The organism is Mangrovimonas sp. DI 80, assembly GCF_001975575.1.
Classification (GTDB): Bacteria; Bacteroidota; Bacteroidia; order Flavobacteriales; family Flavobacteriaceae; genus Mangrovimonas_A; species Mangrovimonas_A xylaniphaga.
Genome location: NZ_MSDT01000004.1, coordinates 306,655 through 326,258, shown reverse-complemented (window position 1 = coordinate 326,258; position 19,604 = coordinate 306,655). Strand labels below are relative to the sequence as shown.

The 19,604-nt window shown below is 38.4% G+C and carries 13 protein-coding genes; 12 read left to right on the top strand and 1 reads right to left on the bottom strand.

Features of this window, described 5'->3' with window-relative positions:
* The first annotated feature begins 158 nt into the window (after nucleotides 1–158).
* The 7 genes from BKM32_RS09275 to purL all read left to right on the top strand — a co-directional run bounded on the left by BKM32_RS09275 (nucleotide 159) and on the right by purL (nucleotide 8,898).
* Nucleotides 159–701, top strand: a complete 543-nt coding sequence (locus BKM32_RS09275) for an RNA polymerase sigma factor (protein WP_053978324.1) — start codon at nucleotides 159–161, stop codon at nucleotides 699–701.
* A gap of 31 nt (nucleotides 702–732) precedes the next feature.
* Complete coding sequence (locus BKM32_RS09270; RefSeq protein ID WP_076663556.1) at nucleotides 733–1,248, top strand: hypothetical protein; 516 nt, start codon at nucleotides 733–735, stop codon at nucleotides 1,246–1,248.
* Nucleotides 1,245–1,688: a hypothetical protein gene (locus tag BKM32_RS09265; protein WP_076663555.1), complete on the top strand. Its 444-nt coding sequence runs from the start codon at nucleotides 1,245–1,247 to the stop codon at nucleotides 1,686–1,688. The genes BKM32_RS09270 and BKM32_RS09265 overlap by 4 nt, the downstream gene beginning before the upstream one ends.
* A 192-nt stretch (nucleotides 1,689–1,880) precedes the next feature.
* Nucleotides 1,881–3,095, top strand: coding sequence for an RsmB/NOP family class I SAM-dependent RNA methyltransferase (locus tag BKM32_RS09260; RefSeq protein WP_076663554.1), 1,215 nt, complete (start codon nucleotides 1,881–1,883; stop codon nucleotides 3,093–3,095).
* Nucleotides 3,096–3,113: 18 nt separating this feature from the next.
* Nucleotides 3,114–4,202, top strand: coding sequence for an endonuclease (locus tag BKM32_RS09255; RefSeq protein ID WP_076663553.1), 1,089 nt, complete (start codon nucleotides 3,114–3,116; stop codon nucleotides 4,200–4,202).
* Between the two features lie 57 nt (nucleotides 4,203–4,259).
* On the top strand, nucleotides 4,260–5,120 hold the full coding sequence (locus BKM32_RS09250; protein WP_076663552.1) for a fructosamine kinase family protein: 861 nt from the start codon (nucleotides 4,260–4,262) through the stop codon (nucleotides 5,118–5,120).
* A gap of 112 nt (nucleotides 5,121–5,232) precedes the next feature.
* On the top strand, nucleotides 5,233–8,898 hold the full coding sequence (purL, locus tag BKM32_RS09245) for a phosphoribosylformylglycinamidine synthase (RefSeq protein WP_076663551.1): 3,666 nt from the start codon (nucleotides 5,233–5,235) through the stop codon (nucleotides 8,896–8,898).
* Between the two features lie 299 nt (nucleotides 8,899–9,197).
* On the opposite strand, the gene ppdK is transcribed toward purL, so the two are convergent.
* On the bottom strand, nucleotides 9,198–11,924 hold the full coding sequence (gene ppdK, locus BKM32_RS09240; protein WP_076663550.1) for a pyruvate, phosphate dikinase: 2,727 nt from the start codon (nucleotides 11,922–11,924) through the stop codon (nucleotides 9,198–9,200).
* A gap of 464 nt (nucleotides 11,925–12,388) precedes the next feature.
* Between ppdK and BKM32_RS09235 the strand changes: the two genes are divergently transcribed.
* The 5 genes from BKM32_RS09235 to BKM32_RS09215 all read left to right on the top strand — a co-directional run bounded on the left by BKM32_RS09235 (nucleotide 12,389) and on the right by BKM32_RS09215 (nucleotide 19,065).
* Nucleotides 12,389–15,103 carry a phosphoenolpyruvate carboxylase gene (locus tag BKM32_RS09235; RefSeq protein ID WP_076663634.1) on the top strand — a complete coding sequence of 905 codons (2,715 nt, stop codon included), beginning with the start codon at nucleotides 12,389–12,391 and terminating at the stop codon, nucleotides 15,101–15,103.
* Nucleotides 15,104–15,291: 188 nt separating this feature from the next.
* Nucleotides 15,292–15,696, top strand: coding sequence for an ester cyclase (locus BKM32_RS09230; RefSeq protein WP_076663549.1), 405 nt, complete (start codon nucleotides 15,292–15,294; stop codon nucleotides 15,694–15,696).
* 184 nt (nucleotides 15,697–15,880) lie between these two features.
* The gene (locus BKM32_RS09225; protein WP_076663548.1) at nucleotides 15,881–16,504 is read left to right on the top strand and encodes a bifunctional 2-polyprenyl-6-hydroxyphenol methylase/3-demethylubiquinol 3-O-methyltransferase UbiG; all 624 of its coding nucleotides are present in this window, start codon (nucleotides 15,881–15,883) and stop codon (nucleotides 16,502–16,504) included.
* A 117-nt stretch (nucleotides 16,505–16,621) separates the two neighbouring features.
* Nucleotides 16,622–18,370 carry a TrkH family potassium uptake protein gene (locus tag BKM32_RS09220; protein ID WP_076663547.1) on the top strand — a complete coding sequence of 583 codons (1,749 nt, stop codon included), beginning with the start codon at nucleotides 16,622–16,624 and terminating at the stop codon, nucleotides 18,368–18,370.
* 11 nt (nucleotides 18,371–18,381) lie between these two features.
* Nucleotides 18,382–19,065 (top strand): TrkA family potassium uptake protein, encoded by a 684-nt coding sequence (locus BKM32_RS09215; protein ID WP_053978314.1) that lies wholly within the window; start codon nucleotides 18,382–18,384, stop codon nucleotides 19,063–19,065.
* The last annotated feature ends 539 nt before the right edge of the window (nucleotides 19,066–19,604 follow it).

Here is a 19,604-nt window from a genome sequence, read left to right as displayed (position 1 = left end):
AATACAAGAAAAAAATGCATTTTATCGTGTTTTATTGCATTTCATCGATTCGTGCACGGCGTAAATAATTAATACTCAATTAATTACACAAATATCGTATTTCACCAAAATTCCATTAAACTTTTCCTAATTTGTGATGTCTAAGCAATAAACAACAGGTGATAAGCGAACAAGACCTCATAGTTCAATTAAAATCAGAACGCACCAAGGAACAGGCATTTAAGGAATTACTGTCTCAATACAAGGAGCGTTTGTACTGGCACATCAGGAAAATTGTCATTTCCCATGATGATGCCGACGATGTTTTGCAAAACACCTTTATTAAAGTTTACAAAAACATTCATAACTTTAAAGGAGAAAGCCAATTGTTTTCATGGATGTACCGTATTGCCACCAATGAATCTATTACCTTTCTCAACCGAAAAGCAAAGTTTTTAAAAGCTTCAAGTGAAGAAATTCAGCAACAGGCCATAAACAATCTAAAAGCCGATGTGTATTTTGAAGGTGACGAAATCCAGTTGAAATTGCAAAAAGCCATAGCCTTGCTACCACAAAAGCAACAGCTCATCTTCAACATGAAATATTTTGATGACATTACTTATAGGGAAATGGCAGACATTTTAGAAACTAGTGAAGGTGCCCTGAAAGCATCCTATCATATTGCTGTGAAGAAAATAGAAAAATACCTAAGCTCAAATTAAACCTTTTTGGTATAATTTAGTCCAATTAACAATGAAAGACAACAAATTACATCTTAATAAATCTGCGGGACACCAAGTTCCTGAAGGCTATTTTGATAAGGTCGAAGACGCTATTTGGAATCAAGCAAATTTGTCCAGCAAAATAACTACTCCCGGATTTAAAGTGCCCTCTAATTATTTTGAGTCTTTTGATGCCAAAGTTTTAAGAAAAGTACAGGCCCAAGAACTCGCTAACCCTAAAATTAAACCATTTTGGACGCGGCAAACCACTTTTTATGCAGCCGGAATTGCGGCCAGCATCATCTTACTTTTGGGTTTATTCTTGAATTCCAAAGACAGTCTGGATTTTAATGACCTAGAAACAGTTTCCATTGAAAGCTATTTATCTGAAGAAGAATTTACAGATCAAGACCTAGCAGCTTTGACCACTGAGGACTATCTGCTTTTTGATGGGTTTAACGAAACCAACATCCCAGATGCAACCATAGAAAATTATCTTATAGAACATTCGTCACTGGACGATTTGGAATACATATCAGAACCATGAGACAATTCACTTTAACAGTACTTCTCTTTTGTCTGAGCTTTGGCATACAAGCCCAAGAACCAGACAGAGAGAAAATCAAGACCTTAAAAATTGCCTTCCTAACAGAACGCTTGAACCTCACCAAAAAAGAGGCCCAAGAATTTTGGCCAGTTTACAACACTTTTGAAGAAAGCAACAACCAACTTAGGCATGAAGCATTCACTAAACGTAGAAATGCCAATTTGGAAAGTTTAACGGAATCCGAGGCCAAAGCCCTACTAAATGAAATTGCAGCTATTGAAGACCAACGTCACCAGTTGAAGACAAAATTTCTCAAGGATTTACGGGAGATTTTATCTGCCAAGAAAATTTTACTCCTCAAACAATCCGAAGATGATTTCAAACATCAAATGTTTGAGGAATTCAAAAAACGTCGTCGTGAACAACATGGGAAACCATAATAAAAAGGAAGCCAAAATGGCTTCTTTTTTTATTTAGAACATTACACAGCACCAGGAATGTGTTTTACTTAAAATTCTTATGACAATTCGTAGCTTTTAAACTACCTTTGCATGTTTTTATTTTTTAAATCCGGCAACTGTTAAACTATTGCATTAAAACCAATTAGCCAACAGGGCCTTGAACATTACAATATGCGCTTACACAGAAACCTATGTTTTGCAACCGTAGATGGTTTATTACAGATATTCAATGAAGGACTTTATGCAGATAAAGTAATCCAACAGCTTTTAAAACGCGACAAGCGTTGGGGAAGCCGTGACCGTGCCTTTGTGGCCGAAACCACTTACGATATTGTACGTTGGAAGCGCCTGTATGCCGAAATCGCCAACGTAAAAGAACCGTTTGACAGAGATGATATTTGGCGTCTGTTTGCTGTTTGGGCTACCTTGAAAGGTATTAGATTGCCAGATTGGAAATATTTTGAAAACACCCCACAACGAAAAATCAAAGGACGTTTTGATGAACTTTCCAAAATTAGAAAGTTCCGCGACTCCATTCCTGATTGGATGGACGAACTTGGTGTTCAGGAATTAGGCGAAGCAGTTTGGACCAAAGAAATTTCAAAACAAAACGAACAGGCCGATGTAATTTTAAGGGTGAACACTTTAAAAACGAACAAGAAAGACCTTCAACTTCGCCTTCAGTCTGAAAATATAGAAACTGAGTTTTTATCAGACTACACTTCTGCCTTAAGGCTTAAGGAACGTGCCAATGTTTTTAAAACTGAGGCCTTTAAAGATGGATGGTTTGAGGTTCAGGATGCTTCTTCTCAATTGGTTGCGCCATATCTAGATGTTGCCCCTGGCATGAAAGTTGTTGATACCTGTGCAGGAGCTGGTGGAAAAACATTGCACATTGCTTCCCTTATGGAAAACAAAGGCCAAATAGTTGCCATGGACATTTACGAAAGTAAATTGAAAAAGCTCAAGGTTAGAGCAAAACGCAACGGTGTGCACAATTTGGATTTAAAAGTTTTGGATTCTACCAAGCCTATCAAAAAGCTTTACGGAAAAGCTGATAGAGTATTAATTGATGCGCCGTGTTCTGGTCTAGGAGTAATGAGAAGAAATCCAGATTCCAAGTGGAAATTGGAACCTGAATTCATTGAAAATATCAAAGTGACCCAACAGGAAGTATTGCAACAATATTCCAAAATGGTAAAACCAGGAGGAAAATTGGTATATGCCACCTGTTCTGTACTACCATCGGAAAACCAAAACCAAGTGGCAGCTTTTTTGAAGTCGGAAAACGGTAAAGATTTCAAATTAGTAAAAGACAAAAAGATTTTGGCCTACGAATCTGGATTTGATGGTTTTTATATGGCTCAATTGGAGAAAAACAAATAATAATCGAAACGTGCGTTTATGAAACATAACTACCTACTGCTTTTATTTTTCATGACTTTCCGTTTGTTTGCTCAAATCCCTGAAGGATATTATGATGCAGCCGAAGGGCTCGATGGGTATACTCTTAAAACAGCACTTAAAACCATTATTGATGATATTGACGATAGTAGCGGCCAAGCCTTTCACGATACTTCCGTAACCTATAGTCAACTTTGGACTTTGTATCAAACCTCAGATGTGAGAACAGACGGTAAAGTCTGGGATGTTTATAGCGATTGTGATTTTGAATTTGGCATCGACCAGGACAATGGCACTGGTGGCACAGTAGAATGTGATAAATACAACCGTGAACATACCTTTCCTCGAAGTTGGTTTGGCAATAACCAAAACCATCCCATATTTGCCGATGCGTTTCATATTCTACCAACCGACAAAAAGGTCAATGCCGAACGCGGTAATTTGGCTTTTGGAGAAGTTTCTTCGGCAAGCTACACGTCTCTAAACGGTAGTCAAAGAGGCAGCACTGACCTTTCTGGACCTGTAGGAGAAGTTTTTGAACCTGTAGACGATTATAAAGGGGATATTGCCCGTGGTCTATTTTATATTGCTGTTCGTTACCAAGAAGATGTGGCTTCATGGGAAACCAATGACACAAATGGTAACAGCATGCTTGACGGCACTAGCAATAAAGTATTTGAACAATGGGCTTTAGACCTGCTTTACAGTTGGCATATCAACGACCCTGTAAGCACCAAGGAAATAGATAGAAACAATGCCATTTTTGAGCATCAGGACAATAGGAACCCATTTATTGACCACCCAGAATATGTAAGTGCTATTTGGCAGGAAGAATTATCAGTAAATGAATATCAAACTAACGTAGAGCCTAGCTTCTACCCCAACCCAGTAAATGGCAATACACTTTATATAGATACTTCTTTTGATTTGGAAATTCAAATCTATAGTGTTTTAGGTAAACTGACTCTTGAAAAACAGGTATCCAACACTGAAAATAAAATTGATATTTCCAAGCTAAACAGCGGCATCTATCTGGTTAAATTGCAGTATCAAAATCAGTCAGTCACCAAAAAGCTTATCAAACAATAACTTCATAAGAATTTGTAATTTTAAGGTCATCTATCAACAGATGACCTTTTTTATTGCATGGAAACCAATATCATCACCTACCTATCAGAACAATTAAATGAATCCATTTTGGACTTTCAATCCATTTCAGGAGGTGATATTTCTCAGGCTTATTTATTAAGAACCAGGGGCAATTGCTATTTCCTAAAAGCCAACAAGAGTCCCAAAGCTCTCGATATGTTTCAAAAGGAAGCCTTGGGACTGAAGCTCATTGCAGAAACCAACACCATTTCCACTCCAGACGTATTACATTGTAATAAACTTGAAGACACTTCTCTTCTACTCATGGAATATATACCTACAAAAACTCCTTCTTCCAAAGATTTTAAAACGCTTGGGGAAGAATTAGGAAACTTACACAAGGTATCCAGCAACTCGTTTGGATTTGATAGTGACAATTATATAGGAAGTTTGCATCAAAGCAACAAACCAACTGACACTTGGATCGAATTCTACGTAAATGAACGACTGTTTCCACAATTACAACTCGCTATTCAAAACCAATTACTTTTAGAGTCAGAATGTCCTTCAAAAGAACAAATGATAGCAAAACTTGCTACCTTCTTCCAAAATGTAGTCCCCTCACTTTTACATGGGGATTTATGGAGTGGTAATTACCTGATTTCACAAGATGGCACACCTTATCTTATAGACCCTGCGCCTTACTACGGACACCTTGAGGTAGACATTGCCATGAGCAAATTATTTGGTGGTTTTGCCCCAGAATTCTATACAGCTTACTTCAAACAACATCCCGAAACTTCCCATACCCAAGACAGAATTTCTATTTACCAACTCTATTACTTATTGGTTCACCTCAATTTGTTTGGAAAGAGCTACTATAGTTCTGTTAGTCATCTCTTGGAAAAGTACTTTTAAGCACCACTTATTAACCCTTTGAAAATAGCAATAAGCTTTCCTAAAAAATGCCACTTAAATGACTAAAAAAGTGTATTTTTGCATTTTTAAATTACAACCTAATACATCAACAATGATTCATTTCTTTGGAAACGTAAACAGTAAGGTTTTTGCTGTTCAAACAACAAAAGAATTATCAACAGAAACCATTTCTAAATTAACATGGTTATTTGGCAACCAGCCTAAAATAGAGCAAGCATCGTTGGATGCTTTTTTTGTTGGGCCAAGAGCAGCGATGATTACGCCTTGGAGTACCAATGCGGTGGAAATCACTCAAAACATGGGGATTTCAGACATCATTCGAATTGAGGAATTCGAAGCTGTTTCTGAAGATTTCAAAGGATATGATCCTATGATTTCTGAAAAATTCAACGGATTACACCAAGAATCATTCACAATAGATATCAAGCCAGAACCTATTCTGGATATTGAAGATATTGCGGCTTACAACATTCAGGAAGGACTTTCTTTAAGTGATGAAGAAGTGGCATACTTAGAAGGTGTTTCTGAAAAAATTGGTCGCCCATTAACCGATTCTGAAGTATTCGGTTTCTCACAAGTAAACAGTGAGCACTGTCGTCACAAAATTTTCAATGGAACATTTGTTATTGATGGTGAAGAAAAACCGACGTCATTATTTAAAATGATTCGTAAAACGTCGGAAACGAATCCTAACGATATCGTTTCAGCATATAAAGACAACGTGGCTTTTGTAAAAGGGCCTGTTGTTGAACAATTCGCTCCTAAAACAGCTGATAAACCAGATTTTTACGAAACTAAAGAATTCGAATCTGTTATTTCATTAAAAGCAGAAACCCACAACTTCCCTACAACCGTAGAGCCATTTAATGGTGCTGCTACAGGTTCCGGAGGTGAAATTCGTGACCGTTTAGCTGGTGGTAAAGGATCTTTACCTTTAGCTGGTACTGCGGTTTACATGACGTCTTACTCGCGTTTGGAAGAAAACCGTCCTTGGGAACAAGCTATGGAAGAGCGTAAGTGGTTATACCAAACCCCAATGGATATCTTAATCAAGGCTTCTAACGGAGCTTCAGATTTTGGTAACAAATTCGGTCAACCGTTAATCTGTGGTTCGGTATTAACGTTTGAGCACGAAGAAGACGCAAGAAAACTAGGTTTCGACAAGGTGATTATGCAAGCCGGAGGTATTGGGTATGGCAAAGCCGACCAGGCTTTAAAAGCAACACCTACTGTTGGTGACAAAGTAGTTATCCTTGGTGGGGAAAACTACCGTATTGGTATGGGTGGTGCTGCGGTATCAAGTGCTGATACCGGAGAGTTTGCATCAGGTATCGAGTTAAACGCGGTACAACGTTCGAATCCTGAAATGCAAAAACGTGCTGCCAATGCAGTTCGTGGTATGGTTGAAAGCGATGAAAACTACATTGTTTCTATTCACGATCATGGTGCTGGTGGACACTTAAACTGTTTATCGGAATTAGTTGAAGAAACGGGTGGACACATCGATTTAGATAAATTACCTGTAGGTGACCCAACATTATCAGATAAAGAAATTATCGGGAACGAATCTCAGGAACGTATGGGACTAGTCATTGCCGAAAAACATATTGAAACCTTACAAAAAATTGCTGATCGTGAGCGTTCGCCAATGTACACTGTTGGAGACGTTACGGGGAATCACCGTTTCACTTTTGAGTCTAAGACCAACGGACACAAACCAATGGATTTAGCCATGGATGATATGTTTGGAAGTTCTCCAAAAACATACATGCACGATAAAAAAGTAGCTCGCAATTATGCCGATGTTGCTTATAATAAAGAAAACTACTACGATTATTTAGACCAGTTACTACAATTAGAAGCGGTAGCATCTAAAGACTGGTTAACCAATAAAGTAGACCGTTGTGTTGGTGGAAAAGTAGCCAAACAACAATGTGTTGGACCATTACAAATTCCATTAAACAACGTTGGTGTGATGGCCTTAGATTATAAAGGTAAAGAAGGTATTGCTACTTCTATCGGGCACTCACCTGTTTCAGGATTAATTAATCCGGTTGCAGGAAGTAGAAACTCGATTACAGAAGCCTTAACTAACATTATCTGGGCGCCATTAAAAGACGGATTACAAAATGTGTCTTTATCGGCAAACTGGATGTGGCCTTGTAAAAATGAAGGTGAAGATGCACGTTTATATGAAGCTGTTGAAGCGGTTTCAGAATTTGCAATTGATTTAGGTATCAACGTGCCAACCGGAAAAGATTCGCTATCCATGAAGCAAAAATATCCTAACGAAGAGGTTATTGCTCCTGGTACGGTAATCATTTCGGCTGCTGCAAACTGTACAGATATTAATAAGGTAGTTGAGCCTGTATTCCAAAAAGGTGCTGGTGATGTGTATTACATCAACTTATCTCAAGACAGCTTTAAATTAGGTGGTAGTTCATTTGCTCAGGTGGTTAACAAAATTGGTAACGATACACCAAATGTTCAATCTGCCGCATACGTTAAAACCGTATTCAACACGATTCAACAACTCATTCTTGACGGACAAATTGTTGCTGGACATGATGTGGCTTCTGGTGGATTAATCACTACCTTATTAGAATTATGTTTTGCTGATAACAATTTAGGAGCTGAATTAGATATTACCGCTTTAGCTGAAAACGATTCATTTAAAGTATTATTTGCTGAAAATGCTGGTTTAGTAATTCAGTCGAAAGATACTTCAATCGAAACTGTATTATCTGCTGCTAATATTGATTTCTTCAACATTGGTAAAGTAACAGAAAGCGATGTATTAAGCATCATTAACGGAACGGATGTATTCACCATGACGGTATCTCGTTTACGTGATATGTGGTACAAAACATCGTTCTTATTAGATCAAAAACAAACAGCTAACGGTTTAGCACAAGACCGTTACGACAACTATAAAAATCAACCATTACAGTACACGTTCCCAAGTCAATTTACAGGGAAACTTCCTATAATCGATGCAAGTAAGCCAAGACCAAAAGCAGCGATTTTACGTGAAAAAGGAAGTAACTCTGAGCGTGAAATGGCAAACGCGATGTACTTAGCCGGATTTGATGTAAAAGATGTTCATATGACGGATTTAATTTCTGGTCGTGAAACATTAGAAGACATTCAGTTCTTAGGCGCTGTTGGTGGATTCTCTAACTCTGACGTTTTAGGTTCTGCTAAAGGTTGGGCCGGAGCCATCAAATACAACGAAAAAGCGAACGAAGTGATTAAAAACTTCTTTAAGCGTGAAGATACGTTATCTGTTGGTATTTGTAACGGTTGTCAGTTATGGATGGAGTTAGAATTAATTAACCCAGAGCACGAGGTTCACGGTAAAATGGTTCACAACAATTCCCACAAACACGAAAGTTCATTTACTTCAGTGAAAATTCAGGAAAACAACTCGGTGATGCTTTCAAGTTTAGCTGGAAGTACTTTAGGGGTTTGGATTTCTCACGGTGAAGGTAAATTTAACTTACCAGAATCTGAAGACCAATACCACATTGTTGGTAAATACGCTTACGCGGAATACCCTCACAATCCAAACGGCTCAGATTTCAACACGGCTATGATGTGTGATAAAACAGGGCGTCACTTAGTAACGATGCCACATATTGAGCGTTCTACATTCCAATGGAACTGGGCACATTACCCAAGCAACAGACAAGATGAAGTTTCGCCATGGGTAGAAGCTTTTGTTAACGCCAGAGAGTGGGTTGAAAAACATCAATAAGAATTACAATTTTTCATAAATAAAGCGGTCAAGAACAACTCCTGGCCGCTTTTCTTTTTAGTAACAATAAACCCCTTATTTTCATTTTGTCGAAGGAAAAATCCTATTTCTCCCTTATAGATACTTCAGTGTCACATTTCCTCTATATAAAAAAGAGCAATGGAACGAGATAGAATCTCTCATCAATCATGTATTTCACAAAATATGGCATAAAAAAAGCGGTCAAGAATACATCCTTGACCGCTTTCCATTTAATTAAAAACCAATATTAAATTTATTAAACAAATCTACTTAAACATTTATGCTGATTTAATGGCAGCTTGAGCTGCAACCAATCTTGCTATTGGCACTCTAAATGGTGAACAACTCACGTAGTTCATTCCAGTGTTGTAGCAGAACTCTACAGAGCTTGGTTCTCCACCGTGCTCACCACAGATACCCACTTTTAATTGTGGTTTTACGCTACGACCTCTTTCGGTTCCCAGTTGTACTAGCTGTCCTACCCCTTCTTGATCCAAGACTTCAAAAGGATCTACTTTCAAAATTCCTTTTTCAATGTAGATTGGCAAGAACTTACCAGCATCATCACGAGAATATCCAAAGGTCATCTGAGTCAAGTCGTTGGTTCCAAAGGAGAAGAAATCGGCATGCTCGGCAATTTTATCGGCCATTAGGGCTGCTCTAGGCACTTCTATCATGGTACCGATTAAATAGTCTACTTTATCATTACGTTCTTCAAAAATGGTATTAGCCGTATTTCTGATGATGTTTTCCTGAGCTACAAACTCTTCAACTGTTCCAATTAAAGGCACCATAATTTCAGGTTGACAAATAATGCCACGTTCTTTCAAGTTCAATGCTGCTTCAATGATGGCGCGGGTTTGCATTTCGGTAATCTCTGGATAAGTGTTTCCTAATCTACATCCTCTATGTCCAAGCATTGGGTTAAACTCTTCCAATTCAGCCACTTTATTTTTAACTGCGGTTAACGAAATGTGCATTTCTTCAGCCAATTCTTTTTGGGTCGCCAATTGGTGAGGTACAAACTCGTGTAATGGTGGATCCAATAAACGGATGGTTACAGGAAGGCCTTCCATAGCTTCAAAAATTCCTTCGAAATCCTCGCGTTGCATTGGTAACAGTTCTTGTAGTGCTTGCTTTCTACCTTTTACGGTATCGGCCAAAATCATTTCACGCATGGCTTTGATTCTGTCTACTTCAAAGAACATATGCTCAGTTCTGGTAAGTCCAATACCTTCTGCTCCGAAACCTCTCGCTATTTTAGCGTCTTTTGGTGTATCGGCATTGGTACGCACTTTCATTTTAGCATATTTGTCGGTAAGGCTCATCAATTCTGCAAATTCCCCGCTCAATTCAGGTTCTACAGTTTCTACTTTACCTTCAATTATATTACCTGTTGAACCGTTTAGAGAGATCCAATCCCCTTCATGGTATTCATGACCATCAACAGTTAAGGTTCTTGTTTTGTAATTGATTTTTAAAGCGCCTGCTCCTGAAATACAACATTTACCCATACCACGGGCTACCACTGCCGCGTGTGAAGTCATCCCTCCGCGAGCCGTTAAAATACCTTTGGCAATGTGCATTCCTTCCAAATCTTCCGGAGAAGTTTCAATACGCACCAAAATACTGTTTTTGAACTTGGCTGCTTCATCGGCAAAGAACACTATTTTTCCAGTAGCCGCTCCAGGAGATGCTGGCAACCCTTGTGCAATTACATGGGCACTTTTTAAAGCTTTAGGATCAAATACTGGGTGTAGTAATTCATCTAGCTTGTTTGGCTCTATATGAAGTAACGCTTCTTTTTCATTGATTAGGCCCTCTTTCAATAAATCCATAGCAATTTTCACCATTCCAGCTCCTGTACGTTTTCCGTTTCTGGTCTGTAAAATCCATAACTTGCCTTCCTGGATGGTAAATTCCATATCTTGCATGTCTCTATAATGCTGTTCCAATACTTCTTGGTAACCATCGAGTTCAGCAAAAATGCTAGGCATTACTTCTTCTAAAGAAGGATATTTTTCTGCTCGTTCTTCTTCTGTAATTTGAGCTAATTCTGCCCAACGTTTAGATCCTAATAAGGTAATTTGCTGTGGTGTTCTAACACCTGCCACTACATCTTCTCCTTGGGCATTGATTAAATATTCACCATTGAAGACATTTTCACCGGTACCGGCATCACGGGTAAAGCACACCCCTGTCCCTGAGTTATTCCCCATGTTTCCATACACCATAGCCTGAACATTTACGGCAGTTCCCCAGTCGGCTGGATATCCGTGCATGTTTCTGTAGTAAACGGCTCTATCTCCATTCCAACTATTAAACACCGCTATAATGGCTCCCCAAAGTTGTTCCCATGGATTGGTTGGGAAACTGTGACCAGTTTGTTTTCTTACGGCATCTTTAAAGTCGTATACCAAATCCTTTAAATCCTGAACGGTAAACTCTGTATCCAATTGAATACCGCGTTTTTCCTTAAGGTTTTCCATGATTTCCTCAAACGGATCGATATCTTCTTTAGACACCGGTTTCATGCCTAAAACCACGCCTCCATACATTTGTATAAAACGACGGTAAGAATCCCATGCAAACTGTTCGTTATTGGTTTTTTTAGCCAAGCCCAATACCACTTCGTCATTCAAACCTAAATTCAAAACCGTATCCATCATCCCTGGCATGGATACTCTGGCACCAGAACGTACAGACACCAATAATGGGTTTTCCTTGTCTCCGAAGCCACTTCCCATCAAAGATTCAATATTAGCAATAGAAGCTTCTACCTCCTCCTTAATCATATCAACAACAGTATCCTTACCCAGTAAATTATACTCCGTACAAACTTCTGTGGTGATTGTAAAACCTGGCGGCACCGGAATACCAATAGCACTCATTTCTGCTAAATTGGCCCCCTTACCTCCTAAAAGGTTTTTCATTGTACTATTGCCATCTGCCGATTTATTTCCGAACCGGTAGACTCTAGTTTTTGTTGCTTCCATTATTTCCATAATATTAATCTTTAAGAAAATTTAACACTTCTTTGTGAGTATAAAAGTACTCATTACCAGTAGCTCAATAAATGATTTATATCATACAATGGAAGATATTAATTACTTATATCTATTTGAAAACAGTCTAATAATCAATATGAATCAAATTGATATTCCGTGAAGAAATTTCTATTGTTAGGGTTTAATTTTTAAAGAAGAATAGGGTTTAGATACAATCAACTTCTAAGTTGGTATAAAATTCAGATTAAGTACTAATTCTCATTTCAGATGACATTATCAAACAAACACAATTTATTAACCTGAAAATCAAATAAGTATCACGCATAATTCCTTATCTTTAATCGCTGAACTACAAATTGGTTTCTCGTCCTTCATTAGGCTCATATTATTCTTGCAAACCATTATTAACAGCTATATTTAAGAACAAAACCAAACATAACACCAATACAAATAAGTACAAAATGACAAAAGTATCACTCCAACAAAAGGGATTTGAGAAGATAAAACTTGATTTCCAATATCTATTGTCCGTCTTCAAAGAGATGCTGGCATCCATAGGCGAATCAGATTTAGTAGACATTTTACCTTTCGATAAATTAGATGCAGCTGCAAAAACATATAGTTCAAATGAAAAGATGACCCAAGCCATTGGCATCTGTTTTGAACTTTTAAACTTAGCTGAAGAAAATGCCGCCACTCAATACAGAAGAGAATCTGAAACAAAATTCGGTATTGAAACAACACGCGGTTCTTGGGGAGAAACACTGCATCAATGGAAAACCGAAGGATTGGATGAGCAGAAAATTTCCGAAAAGTTACGAGAAATACTCGTCATGCCCGTTTTAACGGCCCACCCTACTGAGGCCAAACGCCTAACGGTGTTGGACATCCACCGTGAGCTTTACCTGCTCTTGGTTAAAAGAGAAAATCCCAATTGGTCAACTTCGGAACAAGCCCAATTAAAGCAGGAAATGATCAGTTTAATGGAGCGCTGGTGGTTTACGGGTGAAATCTATTTACAAAAACCCCGCCTTGAAGACGAAAGAGGCAACCTAATGCACTATTTTGTAAATGTCTTCCCTGAAGCAGTTAGGTTGACAGACCAACGCCTGCAGCATGCGTGGACCACCATGGGGTATGCTCCAGAGCTACTGGATTGGCCAGAACATTTCCCAGTAATTAAGTTTGGCAGTTGGGTTGGTGGCGATCGTGACGGCCATCCTTTTGTAACCCCAGAATTCACGGCCTCCACCTTACGACTGCATCGTCAAGCCATCCTTAAGGTCATACAAGAACAGCTTTTTGATCTCGCGGCAGAACTGAGTATTTCCAGTTATATCACGTCTGTTCCAAAGGGCTTTTTAAAGGATATAGAAACCATGGCCAAATTATTTGGTGAAGAAGGCCAAAAAGCGGTGGATAGAAACCCGTCTGAGCCTTTCCGTCAATATGTCAACTTATTATTGGTTCGCTTGAACCACACCATTGAAGACAACTACACCTTGGGAGAAGCGGGATATTTTGAATCTTCAAATGATTTGTTATCAGAACTCCAAAAACTGAGACAGGTATTAATAGATTTAGGAGCCAAACAAATGGCCAAGCAATGGTTATTCCCTATTGAACGTCTTATTCAATGTTTCGGTTTTCATTTGGCGAAGTTGGATATCAGACAAAACAGTACCTATCATGAAAAGGCTATTAGTCAGATGTTGGCTGCTTCGGGTTATGAAGATTCCAATTATGGAGAATGGAACGAAGACAAACGTTTGGACTTTCTAAATAATGAGCTTACCAGCAACCGTCCTTTTTTGGTGAGCGGCACTTCTTGTGGTCTTGAAGCTGATAATGTTTTAGGATACCTTCGGGAAGTAAAACTATATGTCGACTTATATGGCACGGAAGGTATCGGTTCCATCATTGTGAGCATGACGCGGTCCTTAAGCGATTTACTTTTGGTTTATTTATTTCTGAGAGAAGTTGGATTGAAAGATGCTAGACTTATGGTGGCGCCACTTTTGGAAACCATTGACGATTTAAATGCTGGACCCGACATTTTAACGTCCTACCTAAACCACCCTGTTGTGAAACAGCAACGGGTGAATTCAGATAGTTTTACACAAGAAGTCATGTTGGGCTATAGTGATAGTAACAAAGATGGAGGAATCCTGACCAGCCGTTGGAACATTTACAAAGCCGAAGAAAATCTCACAAAAACAGCTGAAGCCTTAGGTGTAAAAGTCTGCTTTTTCCATGGACGTGGAGGGACCATTAGCCGAGGGGGTGGAAAAGTCCACCGATTTTTAGACAGTATGCCTCCAGGATCCTTAAGTGGCCACATTAAAATGACGGTGCAAGGAGAAACCATTGCCAATCAGTTCGCCAACCGCCTCACGGCAACCTATAATCTGGAAATGTTTATGGCGGGAACCGCCAGGCAAACCATGAAAACAGCTCCCAAAACCAAAGACACCGAACTTTACAACATCATGGACACTTTGGCAGATATGAGCAGAATAAATTACAGAAAACTACTAGATCATCCTAAGTTCATGGACCTATATTCCCATGCCACACCTATTGATGTCTTGGAACTAAGCAAAATTGGCTCAAGACCTGCTCGTAGGACAGGGCAACGCACCTTGAATGACTTACGCTCCATTCCTTGGGTATTTAGTTGGAGCCAATCCAGATTCAATCTTAGTGGTTGGTTTGGATTAGGAGCTGCTTTGGATGAATTTCAACAAGAACACCCAAAAGATTATGAGCGATTGAAAAAACTTGCCGAAGACTGGCCATTTTGGAAATACCTTCTCATCCAGATTGAATCCAACCTAATGGATTCGGATATAGACATTATGAAAAAATTTGCGGAGCTCATTGAAGATGCGCAAACCAAAGAAGAGCTGATAGAACTTATTATCAACGACTACCATTCTTGTCTTCAGGAAATAGACGACATTTTGGGAGAGCCTGTAGCAACAAGACGAATCTCTAAAATGGAGGATATGAAATTAAGAAAGTTGGCCCTAAAATCTTTGAGTGAACTTCAAGTAGATTACCTCAAAAAATGGCGAACTATTCGCGAAACCGATGCAAAACAGGCCGATCACTACCTTGTACAACTATTAATCCTAATAAATGCCCTGTCTACAGGCTTGAAAGGAACAGGTTAAATTGATTTTTAGTTGCTCATAGGCACTAGTTGTAAGCCATTTTAAAACGACCTTATATCATTGACAGGAATAACAAGTAAAATATCAATTAAATAAAAACTCAAATGAAAAAATCTTTCTTCTCAATTTTGCTTCTTACAGCAAGTAGTCTTTTTTACAGTTGTAGTTCAAATACACAACAAACTAACTTGGAAGCAAATCGTGATGTCGTAAAAAAATATCATGAAGTGTGGAGTAACGGACAGGTGAATGAATTAGGCAAAATATTAGCACCAGATTTTGTCTGCCATTTTATTGACGGAATTGAGTGGAAAGGAATTGAAGGAGCCAATAGTTCTATTACAAGTCATAGAAAATCCTTTCCCGACTGGAATGAAGAAATCGTTGATATGATAAGCGAAGGAGACAAGGTGGTAACAAGATTTAAATCTACAGGAACTCAACTGGGAGCGTTTAATGGACTTGACCCGACCGGAAAGAAAGTTACCATCTATGAAACTGCTATTTACAGAATAGCAAACGGTAAAATAGCAGAGCAATGGGGGTTTCCTGATGCACTAAGTTTGAACAATCAACTTGAAACAAAAAACTAAAATTGACAAGTAAAAAACGGCATAAAACACTGTTCATGGCTTGTGAAGTACTTGTAAAAAAAATAAATTCGTGAACCCAACCAGGCTTTTCGTCTCCGTCGGATGCAGCATTAAAACTGCCCGCCACGAGTTATAGCCAAACCGGCAAACTATATTGCCACTATCAAACCTAACAAGATTAAAAATGACCGACACTTGGTTACAACTCTGGAATGATCGCTATAGAGATCCAGCCTATGCCTATGGCACCAGTCCAAATGAATTTCTAGAACATCAACTCCAAAAACTGGAACCCGGAACTATCCTTTTTGGAGCTGAAGGAGAAGGCCGAAATTCGGTTTATGCAGCAACCCTTGGTTGGAAGGTCCATGCCTTTGATATTAGTATTGAAGGCAAACAGAAAGCCCTAAAACTGGCCGAAGAAAACCATGTTTCCATAGACTACCAAGTTGGACTTTTACCTGAATTAGACTTCACAAACGAACACTTTGATGCCATTGCTTTGGTGTATGCCCATTTTCCAACAAATATAAGATCGGAGTACCACCAACTACTTGAAAAAAAGTTAAGAAAAGGAGGGTATATTATTATGGAAGCCTTTAGTAAAAACCACTTGGAATATCGTAACAGAAACCCTAAAATTGGTGGCCCTGGAGATTTGGCATTATTGTTTTCAAAAGAAGAATTGAAATCGGATTTTCCCAACTATGAAATTTTAGAATTGGAAGAAACAGAAGTAACGCTACATGAAGGGCTTTACCACAATGGTATCGGTTCTGTGATACGGTTTGTTGGCAGAAAAAAATAGCTCTCAAAACCCAAGATACTTTTTCATTAGTTCACCGTCATAAGGGTGTCATTATTTTATGGATTGAAACTAGTTTCATTCTTATGAATAAAGTAAGGAATAACCTATTTTTGTTGCATGAACCACAACTTGAAAAACCTTTACGCAACTGCATTTTGGGCAAGCGTTTTAGGAATGTTTGCCTTTCTTTTTGACTTCGGTTTCCAAAAAGCTACTCTCACACAACAGATTATAGATGCTTTTTACTTTATTGTCATTGCCTTAGGCGTGGTTTCAACCTTTGCTAGGTACTTTGAAAATCCGCTCCTTTTAAAGCGTAAAGTTGCCATTTTCGATGTGATTTCTGTGGCTTTCAGTCTTTACATATTCTATATGTACCTCTTTGTTGGAGAAGCTTTTAAAACAGATTTAATTTTAGAAAACCCTCTTTGGGTGGTTTTGGCGGTTATTTTATCTTTTATCAGGGAATTTTCGGAACAAAAATTAAACCTCACCAGAACCTTTTTCAACCCAGCTCAGTTATTCATCTTAAGCTTTTTAACTATCATTCTCCTTGGAGCCCTACTTCTCATGTTACCCAAAGCCACTTATAATGGCATCTCTTACATCGATGCCCTGTTTACTTCCACAAGCGCGGTTTGTGTTACGGGATTGATTGTGGTAGATACAGGGACCTACTTTACACATTTTGGGCAGTCCATCATTCTATTTTTAATACAAGTTGGCGGGTTGGGCATCCTAACATTTGCCAGTTATTTCAATTACTTTTTTAAAGGTGGTAGTACTTATGAAAATCAGTTAACGCTTAGTGAAATGACCAATTCCCAAAAAATTGGGGATGTATTCAGTACCTTGAAAAATATTATAGTCATTACAACGATTGTGGAATTGGCTGCGGCAACACTTATCTTTTTTTCTTTGGACAAATCCTTGTTCGATCGATTTTCAGATCGTGCCTTTTTCTCAATATTCCATGCTATTTCCGCTTTTTGCAATGCGGGTTTTTCAACCTTGAGCAACAGTATTTACGATACCGGTTTTAGATTTAATTACAGTCTACAATTAGTGCTTATCGCTACGTTTGTGTTGGGAGGATTGGGATTTCCAATTGTGGTGAACATTGTTAATTTGATCAAGCATAAAATCATCAACCTGTTCAGTTTCAATTCCAAAGTCAAAACCTACAAACCTTGGGTTCTAAACATCAACAGTAGAATTACCTTGGTTACGACCATGTCTCTTACCCTGGTTGCCTTTGTGTTGTTTTTCATTTTGGAATACCACCATACTTTGGCAGAACATTCCCTATACGGAAAACTGGTGAATGCCCTATTTGGCGCAACCACTCCAAGAACTGCAGGTTTTAATGCCGTAGACATGAAGGCCTTGGCCTTTCCAACCGTGATGATCACTTTTTTACTGATGTGGATTGGAGCTTCCCCCGCCTCCACGGGTGGTGGTATTAAAACCAGTACTTTTGCCATTGCCACACTTAATATTTTGAGTTTAGCCAAAGGAAAACAGCGTATTGAAGTATTCCGCAGAGAAATTGCGGATATTTCCGTAAAAAGGGCCTTTGCCACCATTGCACTATCCCTAATTGTGATAGGTACTGGCATCATGCTCATTACGGTTTTCGATCCCCAGCAAGGTCTGTTGAATATTGCTTTTGAAAGCTTTTCGGCCTACAGTACGGTTGGTTTAAGTTTGGGCATTACTGGAAGTTTGAGTACTCCTAGCAAACTTATTGTTGTTGCCATTATGTTTATTGGTAGGGTTAGTATGCTCTCCATTATTGTGGCCGTTTTCAAAAAAATTAAACATAAAAACTATCGCTACCCAAGCGAAGAAATTACAATTAACTAAATAGATTAGTCATGAAATATATTGTTGTTGGCTTAGGAAATTTTGGGGCGTCATTGGCCGAAAAATTAACTTCTCAAGGCAATGAGGTCATTGGCATTGACAGCCGAATGACCAAAGTAGATTTGTTCAAAGAACGAATTTCCCATACTATTTGCATGGATGCAACAGACGAATCCACCGTATCGGGGCTTCCGCTTAAAGACACCGATGTGGTGATTATTGCCATTGGTGAGGACCAAGGCGCCAATGTCATGGCTACCGCTTTATTTAAGAACTATCAAGTGAAGCGTTTGATAAGTCGCGCCATTGACCCTTTACATGAAAAAGTACTCATTGCCATTGGTGTGGATGAAATTGTTCACCCAGAAGAAGAAACCGCCGAACGTTGGGCCAAAAAATTATGTTTGACCAATGTGGTAGACTCCTTTGAATTGAGCCAGGATTTTAGCATCATTGAAATTGAAGTCCCTAATAAATATGTTGGAAAAACCATCAAGGAAATTGGGCTGCGGTCTAAATACAATATTTTGGCTTTAACAACCATCAAAAAAACAGAGGTTAAAAGTGTGGTTGGAAAAACACGAAACGAAGATAGGGTTCAAGGGGTTGCTTCTCCAGATACTGTTTTAGGTGAACATGATATTTTAGTGATCTATGGAGCCAATAGGGATTTGAGAAACTTCACCAATCAATAACAATGCTGTTTGCATTGAGCCTGTTATATAAAGTTTTGATATGTATTTAGTTTCTCCAATTTCATCAAAACTTTTATTAATTTTAAAGAACTTAAAGCACTCCTATTCCCACTAAATGAATAATGACGTCATAGAACACATCTTTAAATTAAAAAAGGAACTTAAAAGAATGCGCCTTTTATTAATCCTTTTCACCTGGGTTCACATAGGCTACGTCATTCTAATGTTTTTAAACAATGATCAAAATATACTTACTCCAATCATCTTAATTATCAATATTGCATTCTATTCAATTTTTATAAGCTTTATTTGGAGAAGAATGCCGATAAGTAATTTTTCAAAACTAACAGAAACTGTGCTCATTTGTATTTTTGGAATATTTGAACTTTGGCTTTGGCTACAATTTGATATAACCGTGAAAAAAATAAATACAGTAGCCAGTCATAAATCCTTATAAAACTAATTTAGTGCCCTTCCACCTCCTCATAACCTACTCACTATAAAGCCTTAAACTTTGCTTTTCTGCTTTTCTTGACTTA